This is a genomic window from Amycolatopsis cynarae, from assembly GCF_026802195.1.
GTDB lineage: Bacteria > Actinomycetota > Actinomycetes > Mycobacteriales > Pseudonocardiaceae > Amycolatopsis_E > Amycolatopsis_E rhizosphaerae.
Genome location: NZ_CP113836.1, coordinates 6,412,348 through 6,424,341, shown reverse-complemented (window position 1 = coordinate 6,424,341; position 11,994 = coordinate 6,412,348). Strand labels below are relative to the sequence as shown.

Sequence of the window (11,994 nt, the reverse complement as noted above, 5' to 3'; positions counted from 1 at the left end):
GGTGATCGGTGATCGACAGACGGACGGTGGTCAAGGCCGCACTGGCCGGCAGCGCCGCGGTACTCGCGGCCGCCTGCAGCGGGGACGGTGAGGGGAGTGGGGGCGGCGCCGGCAGGGCCGATGGCGGCGGCCCGAGCGCTTCGGCCCAGCCCCTGGCGAAGATCACCGCGGAACCGGCGGTCGACGCGAAGGACGTCCCCGTGCTGCAGCCGATCACGTTGAAGGTCACCGACGGGTCGTGGACCGACGTCAAGGTCACCAATCCCGAGGGCCGGACGGTGGACGGCGAGTTCAACGGCGACCGCACGGTGTGGACCAGCAAGGACAAGCTGGGCTACGGCAGGACCTACACCTACGCGGCCACCGCCACCGGCACCGACGGCAGGACGGTGCCGCTGTCCGGCACGTTCAGCACGGTGAACCCGGCCCAGCAGGTCCGGGTCACGGTCAACCCGGCCGACAACGCCGAGGTCGGGGTCGCCATGCCGATCAGCGTGAAGTTCACCGCCGACGTGAAGAACAAGACGGCGGTCGAGGCGGCGCTGCGCGTGGAGACGAGCACGGCGGTCGAAGGGGCCTGGGGCTGGCTGTCGGCGCGACAGGTGGACTGGCGGCCGAAGGAGTACTGGCCGGCGGGCACGCAGGTCAAGGTCACCGCGAACCTGTACGGCATGGATCTCGGCGGCGGTGCCTACCCGCGCGCCGACGTGGGCACCAGGTTCAGGATCGGCCGCAACCAGGTGGTCAGGATCCACACCCCGGACCATGTGATGAACGTCTACCGCGAAGGTTCCCTGTACCGGAGCTATCCGTGCAGCAACGGGCTGGACTCCGACGTGGACCGCAACACCCCCAACGGGGTGTTCATCATCATGAGCAAGGAACCGCACGCGATCTTCGACAACGCGCGCTACGGCTACACCAACGTGAACAAGAAGTGGGCCTGCCGGTTCTCCAACCATGGTGAGTTCATTCACGAAAACCAGGACAACGCGGCCGCGATCGGCCGGATCAACAACTCCCACGGCTGCGTGAACCTGCTGGAAGCCGACGCCAAGAACTACTTCGATTCCGCGCTGGTCGGGGACCCGGTGGAGGTCACCGGATCGCGCCTGCCCGGACCGGTCCACTCCGATGTGATGGACTGGCTCGTCGACTGGCCGGTCTGGAAGGCCAAGTCCGCCCGATGATCCGCTTCACCCGTTGGGGAAGATGGCGGCGCCCGTGCGCGTTGGGCGTTGAAGCGGGGCCGGTGCGGACGGCGTAACACACACGGGAGTGAACAGGGTGACGATCTCGCTGCGCGGATCTCGGCGGACTCCATCGATCTGGCCGCGCAGGGTCGCGGTGCTGTCCGTGCACACCTCGCCGCTGGAGCAGCCGGGGACCGGGGACGCCGGCGGCATGAACGTCTACATCCAGCACACGGCCGTGGAAATGGCGCGGCGCGGGATCAGCGTCGAGGTGTTCACCCGCGCGACCGCCTCGGAGCAGCCGCCGATCGCCGAGCTGGCACCCGGGGTACTGGTGCGGCACATTCCGGCCGGTCCCTTCGAACCGCTCGGCCGCGAGGAACTGCCCGCGCAGCTGTGCGCGTTCACCGCCGGGGTGCTGCGAGCCGAGGCCTTCCACGAGCCCGGCTACTACGACCTGATCCACTCGCACTACTGGCTCTCCGGCCAGGTCGGCTGGCTGGCGCGCGGCCGCTGGGGGGTGCCGCTGGTGCACACCGCGCACACGCTCGCCAAGGTCAAGAACGCCGCGCTGGCCGAGGGGGACAAACCGGAGCCGCGCACCAGGGTGATCGGCGAGGAGCAGGTGGTCGAGGAGGCGGACTGCCTGGTGGCGAACACGCAGGTGGAGGCACGCCAGCTCGTCGGCCTCTACGGCGCCGATCCGCACGCGGTGCACACCGTCGAGCCCGGGGTTGACCTCGAGCGGTTCACCCCGGGGCCGTCGTCGGCCGCCCGGCGCGCCCTCGGCCTGTCTCAGGACGCCGTGGTGTTCGCCTTCGTCGGCCGGATCCAGCCGCTGAAGGCGCCGGACGTGCTGTTGCACGCGGCCGCGCACCTGCTGCGGCATCGTCCCGAGCTGCGTGAGCGGCTGGTCGTGCTGGTGGTCGGCGGCCCATCGGGAACCGGGCTGGAACAGCCGCAGGCGTTGCGGGAGCTGGCGGTGAGCCTTGGCATCGAGCGGCAGACCCGGTTCCTGCCTCCGCAGTCGGGCGAGGCGCTGGCCCGGGTCTACCGCGCCGCGGACGTGGTGGCCGTGCCCAGCTACAACGAGTCGTTCGGACTGGTGGCGCTGGAGGCGCAGGCCTGCGGCACCCCGGTGGTCGCGGCCGCGGTCGGCGGGTTGCCGGTGGCGGTGGCGGACGGGGTTTCCGGGGTGCTGGTGCCCACGCACACGGCGGGCGACTGGGCGGCCGCACTGGCCGGACTGGCGCTGGATCCGGCGCGCCGCACCGAACTGGGGGCGAACGCCGTGCACCACGCGCGGCGGTTCTCCTGGTCGAGGACGACCGAAGCGCTGCTCGGCACCTATGCCGCGGCGGCGAGTTCCTTCCAAGACGCGCTACGCCCGGAGGTGGCGGTTTGAGCAGCATCGACCAGGTTGTCCAGTCCACTTTGGAGGAAGCGGGGCTGGAGTACGACAACAAGGGCGGGGGCCGCTATTTCGTCACCCTGCCGGGAACGAAGAAGCTCCAGACCAACTGCTGGCTGATCGTGGGTGAGCACGCGTTCGCGGTGGAGGCGTTCGTCTGCCGCCGCCCGGACGAAGCGCACGAGGAGGTCTACCGGTTCCTCCTGCGCCGCAACGCGAAGCTGTACGGCGTGCACTACACCCTGGACGCGATGGGGGACATCTACCTGGTCGGCAGGCTCGGCCTGGAGTGCGTCACCGCTGGCGAGCTCGACAAGATCCTCGGCCAGGTCCTCGAAGCGGCCGACGGTGATTTCAACACGCTGCTGGAGATCGGGTTCGCGACTTCGATCAGGCGTGAGTGGGATTGGCGGGTGTCGCGCGGCGAGTCGCTGGCGAACCTGCAGGCCTTCAAGCATCTGGTGGAGCCGGAGCGCCCGCACGAGCCGGGTTCGCTCACCATTTCCTGAACAGGGGGAAGGCGGGACGGCTCGAGGGAGGGGGAGTCGCGAACTCGAGCCGCCCCGCTGACGTTCCCGCCGCTGTGGACCCGGTGGCGAGGGGGAGTGCCAACGGGGCCGGCGGGGCCGCAGCTCGGCAGGGGGGAGACGAGCTGCGGTCGTACCCCGCTGCCGCTGGGGAGTGCGTGGAATCCAGCGGTGCGGGACGTAGTCAACTTGTCAGATATCGACCAGTAATCACAAGACTACTGACTACTCCGTTCGAGTGAATTTCATCCCACTTGTTAACAGATTGCAGCAAGTGTCACTTTGGGGGCCGCTTGTTGACGGCTTGTTCTGCTGTCGAGTGACGTGTTACCAAGCGGTAACGCACTGTCGGTAGAACCCCGGCAGAACCCCGGCCCGCGTGGCCCGTCGCGTCGCCCGAAACGCCTCATGGCAGGCTTGCGGTATGGCCGAACTAGGGACGTTGGTGCTGCTCCGGCATGGGCAGAGCACCTGGAACGCGGAGAACCTGTTCACCGGCTGGGTCGACGTGCCACTGTCCGAGCTGGGTGAAGCGGAGGCTCGCCACGGCGGTGAACTGCTCGCCGAAGCCGGTCTGCTGCCCGACGTGGTGCACACCTCGCTGCTGCGCCGCGCGATTTCGACCGCGAACATCGCGCTCGACGTCGCCGACCGGCACTGGATCGACGTGCGCCGCAACTGGCGGCTCAACGAGCGGCACTACGGCGCGCTGCAGGGCAAGAACAAGAAGCAGGTCCGCGAAGAGTTCGGCGAAGACCAGTTCATGCTCTGGCGCCGCTCGTACGACGTGCCGCCGCCGGAGATCGAGCGGGGCAGCGAGTTCAGCCAGGACAGCGACGTCCGCTACGCCGACCTCGGCGCGGACGCGCCGCTGACCGAATGCCTCAAGGACGTCGTCGCCCGGCTGCTGCCCTACTGGGAGTCCGCGATCGTGCCGGACCTGCGCGCGGGCAGGAACGTGCTGGTCGCCGCGCACGGCAACTCGCTGCGCGCCCTGGTCAAGCACCTCGACGGGATCTCCGACGACGCGATCGCCGGGCTCAACATCCCCACCGGGATCCCGCTGCGCTACGACCTCACCGAGGACCTCAAGCCGGTCACCCCCGGCGGCACCTACCTCGACCCCGCAGCGGCGGCCGAGGCCGCCGCCGCGGTCGCCGCACAGGGCCGCTGACCGGACCAGACCGAGGGCCGCGGGATTTCCCGCGGCCCTTCGTCGTCCGTGTGCTCAGACCAGGCCGAGTTCCCTGGCGCGGACGCCGGCCTGGAAGCGCGAGGTCGCGCCGAGCGCGGACATCAGGTCCGCCACCCGGCGCCGGTAGGTCCGCACGCTCAGGCCCACCGTCCTGGCCGCGGTCTCGTCCTTGCAGCCCGAGGCCAGCACGTCGAGTATCCGTGGGGCCAGCGCCCGGACTTCGGCGAATTCCGCGTCGTAGAGCGAAAGTTCGGTGCCCGCGCGCCAGGCCGCGTCGAACAGCGAGACGATGTTGCGCACCAGGCCCGCCTCGTCGACCACGCGATAGGCGCGCTCACCGTGTGAGCGGTCGCCGGCGAGGATCGCGAACCGGTTGTCGAGGATGATCGTCTCGAGTATCTCGTCCCGGGTGATCCTGATCCCGGCGCCGAGCCGTTCCATCGCGTACAGGTGTTCGGCCCGCTCCGGTTCGAGGAGCACCCCGGGGCGGTACAGCTTGCGGATCTTGTGCGGGCCGGGGCCCGCGGACGGCGGCGACGCCCTCCGGGTGGTCACCCAGGTGTTGAGGTCGGCGGCCGCGCAGGCGATCTCCGCCGCGTTCGCGAACAGGTGCGCCGTGGCGGCGAACAACTCCGCCTCGCCGCGTACCAGTACCCCGGTCCCGATCGTGTCCATACCACCAGTGTGGCAGCAAGTTGCCAAACCGGGACGGCGCGAACGGCGCGCGGAACGCTGGTTGTATGACCAACGAAACGATCAACGCCGCCGCGGCCGGGACCTGGCGGCTCGGCGACCTGACGGTGAACCGGCTGGGCTACGGCGCCATGCGGCTGATGCACAAGGCGGACGGCAGTGCGAGCGATCGCGACCAGGTGGTCGCGGTGCTCCGCCGCGCGGTCGAGCTGGGCGTCAACCACATCGACACCGCCGCGTTCTACTTCTCCGACCTCCGCTCGGCGAACGAACTGATCAACACGGCGCTGCGCCCCTATCCCGAGGACCTGGTGATCGCCACCAAGGTCGGTCCCGGGCGTGACCCGTCCGGGGCCTGGCTGCCCCCGGCCCGGCCCGAACAGCTGCGCGGTCAGGTCGAGGAGAACCTGCGGCAGCTCGGCCGCGACCACCTCGACGTGGTCAACCTCCGCATCGGGGAGGCACTGGACCGCGGCGAGGGTTCGCTGGCCGAGAGGTTCGGCGTGCTGGCCGAACTCCGGGAAGCCGGTCTGATCCGCCATCTCGGCATTTCCAACGTCGGGCCGGAACATCTCGCCGAGGCCAGGGAGATCGCGCCGGTGGTGTGCGTGCAGAACCAGTACGGGGTGTCCGTGCGCCGTGAGGACGACGAACTGCTTCGCCTGTGCGGGGAGCTGGGCATCGCGTTCGTGCCGTTCTTTTCCGTGTTCAGCAGCACCCTGAGCCCCCGCGGGACCGAAGAGATCGAAACCATTGCTAAGGCGCATGACGCCTCCCCGGCCCAGGTGCGGCTGGCCTGGACCCTTCAGCGCGGACCGCATGTGCTGGCGATTCCGGGAACGGGTGATCCGCGGCATCTCGAAGAGAACGTGGCGGCCGCGGGATTGCGACTGTCCGAAGCCGAGTTGGCCACACTGGACTCCATTAGGTGACATCCGATCGAGCTGGCCGTCACGGGCTGGCGGCGGTTCGGTGAACGGGGCCTGAATCGAGGGCAAACTGTTCACCGGGAGATGTCGCAGGTGTCACGACTGGCCGCCCAGGACTAGGTAAAACGCCGGGTTCCATGCTTACGATTCATCCGTGAGCGTGAGTGCTGCACTCGCCCTGGCTGCTGGTGCCCTGCTGGTCGGCGTGCTGACCGGTTCCCTGATCAGCCGGATCCGGCAGCGGAGGGCGCAGCGGCGGCCGAGCGGGCCGACGGTGGCCGAACTGCTGCTCCGTCTGGTGCGTTCCTCCAACAACGGGCTGCTCGTCCTCAACCGTTTCGGCGACATGGTGCTGCACAACCATCGCGCCGAGGTGCTGGGTCTGGTGCGGGACAACCGGGCGGATCCGCGGGCGCGCGTGGCGGCCGAGGGCGTGGTGGAGACCGACGAGGCGATCGAAATCGACCTTTCCCCGCTGGAGGCCCGGGGCAGGCAGCCCGAGGCCGTGGTCGGTGAGGTCCGCCCGCTCGGCGACGGGTTCACCGTCGTCGAGGCGGTCGACCACTCCGAGGCGGCCCGGCTGGAGGCGGTGCGACGGGACTTCGTGGCGAACGTCAGCCACGAACTCAAGACCCCGGTGGGGGCGATCGCGCTGCTCACCGAGGCCGTCCTGGACGCCGCCGAGGACGTGGACGAGGTCCGCCGGTTCGGCAACAAGATCCTCCACGAGTCGACCAGGCTCGGCACCCTCGTCACCGAACTCATCGCGCTGTCGCGACTGCAGGGCGCCGAGCGCCTGCCGGACCTCAACGCCGTCGAGGTGGACGCGGTCGTCCGGGAGGCGCTCGGCCGCGTCCGGCTCTCCGCCGAGTCCGCCCAGATCACCGTCACCACCGACGCGCCCAGTGGCCTCGTCATCGAGGGCGACCGCACGCTGCTCGTCACCGCGCTGTCCAACCTGCTGGAGAACGCCATCGCGTATTCGCCCGCGGGCAGCCCGGTGTCGGTCAGCAGGCGGCTGGCCGACGGCGTGGTCGAGATCGCGGTGACCGACCGCGGGATCGGCATCGCCGAGGAGGACCAGCAGCGGGTCTTCGAGCGTTTCTACCGCGCCGACAAGGCGCGTTCGCGGGCCACCGGCGGTACCGGGCTCGGTCTGGCGATCGTCAAGCACGTCGCCGCCAACCACGGTGGCGAGGTGAAGCTGTGGAGCATGCCGGGCACGGGATCCACCTTCACTCTCCGGATCCCGGTGCGGCAGAGCGCGGTCAGTGCCGGTCCACCATCGGCGCCCCGGCAGGAGAAGGTTCCGGACCGGGTGTCCAGGCTGGTCGTGTCCAGCCAAGAACAGGGAGGAAAGCAGTGACGAGGGTGCTCATCGTCGAGGACGAGGAGTCGTTCGCCGATCCGTTGGCCTTCCTGCTGCGGAAGGAGGGCTTCACCGCGGCGGTAGCCACCACCGGCCAGCAGGCGCTCGAGGAGTTCGACCGCAACGGTGCCGACATCGTCCTGCTGGACCTGATGCTGCCGGGCATGAGCGGCACCGACGTGTGCAAGCAGCTGCGGCAGCGGTCGGCGGTCCCGGTGATCATGGTGACCGCGCGGGACAGCGAGATCGACAAGGTGGTCGGCCTGGAGCTCGGCGCCGACGACTACGTCACCAAGCCCTACTCGGCGCGCGAGCTGATCGCGCGGATCCGGGCCGTGCTGCGGCGCGGCGGCGAGGGCGGCTCCGAGGGCGAGCTGGCCCCGCCCGTGCTGGCGGCGGGCCCGGTGCGGATGGACGTCGAGCGGCACGTGGTCACCGTCGACGGCGGAGAGGTCTCCCTGCCGCTGAAGGAGTTCGACCTGCTCGAGTACCTGCTCCGCAACGTCGGCCGGGTGCTGACCCGCGGCCAGCTGATCGACCGGGTGTGGGGTGCCGACTACGTCGGGGACACCAAGACCCTGGACGTGCACGTCAAACGGCTGCGGTCGAAGATCGAACCCGACCCCGGCTCGCCCCGCCACCTGGTCACCGTGCGCGGTCTTGGTTACAAGTTCGAGACGTAGGCCCCCGGCCGGGTACCGTAGGGCTTTGTGCGCCTAGGGGTACTCGATGTGGGGTCCAACACCGTCCACCTGCTGGTGGTGGACGCCCACCGTGGTGCCCACCCGACGCCCATGCACTCGGAGAAGACCGTGCTGCGGCTCGCCGAGCAGATCACCAAGAACGGCGAGCTGAGCAAGGCCGGGGCCGAGGGGCTGGTCGAGGCGGTGCGGGCGGCCAGGGAGTCCGCGGCCAGGCTGGGCTGCGAGGAGCTCATGGCCTTCGCCACTTCCGCCGTGCGCGAGGCGACCAACTCCGCCAAGGTCCTGCGCAAGGTCAACGACGAGACCGGCATCGAGTTGCGCGCCCTGTCCGGCGTCGACGAGGCCCGGCTCACGTTCCTGGCGGTGCGCCGCTGGTACGGCTGGTCGGCGGGCCGTCTGCTGGTGCTCGACATCGGCGGCGGCTCGCTGGAGGTGGCGATGGGCATCGACGAGGAGCCGGAACTGGCCGAGTCGCTGCCGCTCGGTGCCGGCCGTCTCACCCGTACGCGGTTCTTGCACGACCCGCCGAGCCGCTCGGAACTGGTCGCGACCTCCGCCTGGCTGGAGGACCAGCTCGCCGGGCTGGCCAAGAAGGTGGCCAAGCTGGGCCCGCCCGACCACGTGGTGGCCACCTCCAAGACCTTCCGTTCCCTGGCCAGGCTGACCGGGGCGGCGCCCTCCGCCGCCGGACCCCGGGTACGCCGTACCCTGTCCGACACCGCACTGCGGCAGCTCATCGCCTTCATCTCGCGGATGACGGCGGCCGACCTCGCCCAGCTGGAAGGGGTCAGCGCGAGCAGGGCACACCAGTTGGTCGGTGGCGCGCTGGTGGCTCAGGCCGCCATGCGCGCGCTGTCGCTGGAAGAACTGGAAATCTGCCCCTGGGCGCTGCGGGAGGGTGTCATCCTGCGGCGACTGGACCGCTCGAACGGGACGGACGACACTGCCCCCACGGGGCGGCGAGTGTTCGAGGCGAAGGCGCAACGCCCTTCGTCGCGGAATCAGACCGGTGACAGCGACGTGGTGGACGAGAGCGAAACGTGAGGGCACGGTGGAGGAGTGGATGGGATGCGTGAGGCGGTGCTGCGCGCGTGCCGCGTCCGAGACCGCGCCGTGGGCAGGCTACGCGATCACAGACGCGCGGTGGGGATGAAACGCTGATGAGTCGAGAAAGCGGTCAGGACCGCTCGCAGAAGACCGTGGCCGAACTGCTTGCTCTGCACGGCGGCAACGTGGAGAGCCCTCGGCGGCGCCGACGCGCCGCGGAGGACGACGACGAGCAGCAGGCTCCCGCCGCGGAGGCGCCGCCGCGACGCGCCCGCGGGGTCTCCGACACCGGACCTCAGGCGATCATCGACCGCGTACGCGGTGGTGCCGCATCCGGGGAAGGTACGCCCCCGCCGCCCGGGAGCCGCAGCGGCGGTCGCAGGGCCGCCCCCGACGGTGACGCACCCGTCCTCCGCCCGGGCGCCGGGGACTCCGGGCCGCGACCTCCCGCGGGTCCGCCGCAGCCGTCGGGTGCCCTTCCGCGTCCGCCTGCCGGTCCGCCGCAGCCGTCCGGCGCCTTCCCCCGTCCGCCCGCTGGGCGGCCACCGGAATCGGGCACGTTTGCGCGTCCGCCTGCCGGGCCGCCGCCGGAGGGTGGTGCCACCGGTTTCCAGCGTCCCCCTGCCGGTCCGCCGTTGGGTCCGCCGCAGGAGTCGGGTGCTTTTGTGCGTCCGCCTGCCGGGCCGCCGCCGGAGGGTGGTGCCACCGGTTTCCAGCGTTCCCCGGTAGGTCCGCCGCCGGAGTCGGGCACGTTTGCGCGCCCGCCTGCCGGGCCGCCGCCGGAGGGTGGTGCCACCGGTTTCCAGCGTCCCCCGGTAGGTCCGCCGCCGGAGTCCGGCACGTTTGCGCGCCCGCCCGCCGGGCCGCCGCCGGAGGGTGGTGCCACCGGTTTCCAGCGTCCCCCGGTAGGTCCGCCGCCGGAGTCCGGCACGTTCCCGCGCCCGCCCGCCGGGCCGCCGCAGGAGTCCGGAACCTTCGCGCGCCCCGGAGGGCCTGGGGACGTGCCGCCGCGCCGTGCCCGCCCGGCCCAGGACCCCACGGTTCTGCGCCGTCCCGTCCAGGAGTCGGGCGCGCTTCCGCTGCCCGAACCCGGGCCCGCCGACGAGCCACCGAGGCCGCCCGCCCGTGGCCAGGAGGAGACCCGGCAGGTGGCGCCCCTGCGGCGCACCCCGCCCGGGACGCTGGCCGCACGCCTGGACGGCCTGGAAGCCCCCGAAGAGGCGGCCCCCGGGCCGGGGCCCATGGCCAGTGGCACCTTCCCGGCACCACCGGCCCCGGGAGCGCCGCCGCGGCGGTCCCGCCGGGCACCCGCCCGGCAGGAGCCCGAACCCGGCCCGTACACCGAGCAGTTCGAGCCGCTGAACCCGGCCGCGGCGCCGGCCGGCCCGCCTGCCATCCCGCCACCGCCTGCCGAGGCGCCGGTGCCGCCGGACGCTCCGCCCGCCGGGCTTTCCCGCTGGCGGCGCCAGCGTCAGAGCGTGAGTTCCGAGGACACCGAGATCGGCGTGATGCCGCCGCTGCGGCAGGAGCCGGGTGGGGCTCCCGAGCCGCATCCCTCGGGTTTCGCGCCCGCGCCGCAGTTCGACGAAGCCGCGATGGAGGCCACCGGTTTCCACGATCCCTTCGCCGACGACGACGAGGAGGTCGACGAATTCGGCGACTTCGGCGAGGCGGAGCCGGAGCGGCTGGACGGCTACGACTACGAGCCGGAAGCCGCGTCCGCCCGGCGTGACGAGTACGCCGACGAGGACGAGGCGCCGGATCGGGCCTCCGAAGCTTCTCCCGCGAAGCAGTGGCTCGGCATGGCCGTGCAACTCGCACTGGGCGTGGCCGGTGGTGCCGGCGTGTGGCTGGGCTTCAACTGGCTGTGGGGCAAGCTGCCCGCCGCGGCGCTGGTCGCCGCGCTCGTGGTGATCGTCGGGCTGGTGTGGATCGTGCGGAAGATCCGCCGCGCGGACGACATCCAGACCATGGTGCTGGCCATCCTGGTCGGCCTGGTGGTCACCGTGTCCCCCGCCGCACTGTTGTTGCTGTCGCGTTGAGTACGGATCCGGCCCGGACCGGCGGCGCGCACGAAGGGCGCGGCGCCGGGAAGCCCATGCCCCGCCGGGAACCGCGGCAGGAAGCACCGCACCGGCCACCGGTCGGCCTGTCCACCGCTTCGGTGTGGCCGCTGCGCGCCGGGACGGGCTTCGAACTGGCCGCGGACCTGGGCTACGACGGTGTCGAGGTGATGGTGTGGGTCGATCCGGCCAGCCAGAACGTGCCCGAGTTGCGCCGCTGGTCGCGGCACACCGGGATGCCGGTGCTGTCGGTGCATTCGCCCTCGCTGCTGATCACCCAGCGGGTCTGGTCTCCCGATCCCGTCGTTCGGCTGCGCAAGAGCGTGGAGGCGGCGATGGATCTCGAGGCCCGCACGGTCGTGGTGCACCCGCCGTTTCGCTGGCAACGCCGCTACGGTGACGCCTTCGCCGATCTGATCGCGGAACTGGAGGAGGACAGCGGCATCGCGATCGCGGTGGAGAACATGTTCAAGGTGCGGCCGCCGGGCGGACGGCGGGACGCGCGCGTGTCGGCGTTCCGGCCCTCCATCGACCCGACGGAGGTGGGCTACCGGCACTACACGCTGGATCTGTCCCACGTCGCGGCCGCGGGGATGGACGCGTTCGCACTGGCCGACCGGATGGGGCCGGGCCTGGCCCATGTGCACCTGGCCGACGGCACGGGCGTGCCGAAGGACGAGCACCTGGTGCCGGGCCGGGGCAGCCAGCCCTGCGCGGAAATCCTGGAGAAGCTGTCCACCGGGTTCGACGGCCAGGTCGTGCTCGAGGTCAACACCCGGCGCGCGCCGAGTTCGGCGCACCGGATGAAGGATCTCGCCGAAGCGCTCCTGTTCGCGCGATTCCACCTCGGTCACTGATCGCTG

General features: G+C 71.2%; 11 protein-coding genes. 10 read left to right on the top strand and 1 reads right to left on the bottom strand.

Translation table 11 applies throughout. From position 1 onward, the window contains the following. Positions 1-8: 8 nt before the first annotated feature. The 4 genes from ORV05_RS30950 to ORV05_RS30935 all read left to right on the top strand — a co-directional run bounded on the left by ORV05_RS30950 (position 9) and on the right by ORV05_RS30935 (position 4,305). The gene (locus ORV05_RS30950; protein ID WP_268755439.1) at positions 9-1,190 is read left to right on the top strand and encodes a L,D-transpeptidase; all 1,182 of its coding nucleotides are present in this window, start codon (positions 9-11) and stop codon (positions 1,188-1,190) included. Between the two features lie 97 nt (positions 1,191-1,287). Then, positions 1,288-2,598 (top strand): D-inositol-3-phosphate glycosyltransferase, encoded by a 1,311-nt coding sequence (mshA, locus tag ORV05_RS30945; protein WP_407652614.1) that lies wholly within the window; start codon positions 1,288-1,290, stop codon positions 2,596-2,598. Beyond that, positions 2,595-3,113, top strand: a complete 519-nt coding sequence (locus ORV05_RS30940; protein ID WP_268755437.1) for a type III secretion system chaperone family protein — start codon at positions 2,595-2,597, stop codon at positions 3,111-3,113. The genes mshA and ORV05_RS30940 overlap by 4 nt, the downstream gene beginning before the upstream one ends. A 442-nt stretch (positions 3,114-3,555) precedes the next feature. Beyond that, positions 3,556-4,305, top strand: coding sequence for a phosphoglyceromutase (locus ORV05_RS30935; protein ID WP_268755436.1), 750 nt, complete (start codon positions 3,556-3,558; stop codon positions 4,303-4,305). Positions 4,306-4,359: 54 nt separating this feature from the next. On the opposite strand, the gene ORV05_RS30930 is transcribed toward ORV05_RS30935, so the two are convergent. Next, positions 4,360-5,001 carry a DNA-binding response regulator gene (locus tag ORV05_RS30930; protein WP_268755435.1) on the bottom strand — a complete coding sequence of 214 codons (642 nt, stop codon included), beginning with the start codon at positions 4,999-5,001 and terminating at the stop codon, positions 4,360-4,362. 65 nt (positions 5,002-5,066) lie between these two features. On the opposite strand from ORV05_RS30930, the gene ORV05_RS30925 reads away from it, so the two are divergent. The 6 genes from ORV05_RS30925 (at position 5,067) to ORV05_RS30900 (ending at position 11,988) form a co-directional block, all read left to right on the top strand. Further along, positions 5,067-5,951: an oxidoreductase gene (locus tag ORV05_RS30925; protein WP_268755434.1), complete on the top strand. Its 885-nt coding sequence runs from the start codon at positions 5,067-5,069 to the stop codon at positions 5,949-5,951. Positions 5,952-6,153: 202 nt separating this feature from the next. Further along, positions 6,154-7,314, top strand: coding sequence for a sensor histidine kinase (locus ORV05_RS30920; protein WP_407652806.1), 1,161 nt, complete (start codon positions 6,154-6,156; stop codon positions 7,312-7,314). Then, entirely contained in the window at positions 7,311-8,000 is a 690-nt protein-coding gene (locus tag ORV05_RS30915; protein ID WP_144591956.1) for a response regulator transcription factor, read from the top strand. The genes ORV05_RS30920 and ORV05_RS30915 overlap by 4 nt, the downstream gene beginning before the upstream one ends. 27 nt (positions 8,001-8,027) lie before the next feature. After that, entirely contained in the window at positions 8,028-9,065 is a 1,038-nt protein-coding gene (locus tag ORV05_RS30910; RefSeq protein ID WP_268755432.1) for a Ppx/GppA phosphatase family protein, read from the top strand. Between the two features lie 1,004 nt (positions 9,066-10,069). After that, the gene (locus ORV05_RS30905; protein WP_268755431.1) at positions 10,070-11,110 is read left to right on the top strand and encodes a hypothetical protein; all 1,041 of its coding nucleotides are present in this window, start codon (positions 10,070-10,072) and stop codon (positions 11,108-11,110) included. A gap of 56 nt (positions 11,111-11,166) precedes the next feature. Then, positions 11,167-11,988 carry a sugar phosphate isomerase/epimerase family protein gene (locus ORV05_RS30900; protein ID WP_268759978.1) on the top strand — a complete coding sequence of 274 codons (822 nt, stop codon included), beginning with the start codon at positions 11,167-11,169 and terminating at the stop codon, positions 11,986-11,988. Positions 11,989-11,994 lie beyond the last annotated feature (6 nt).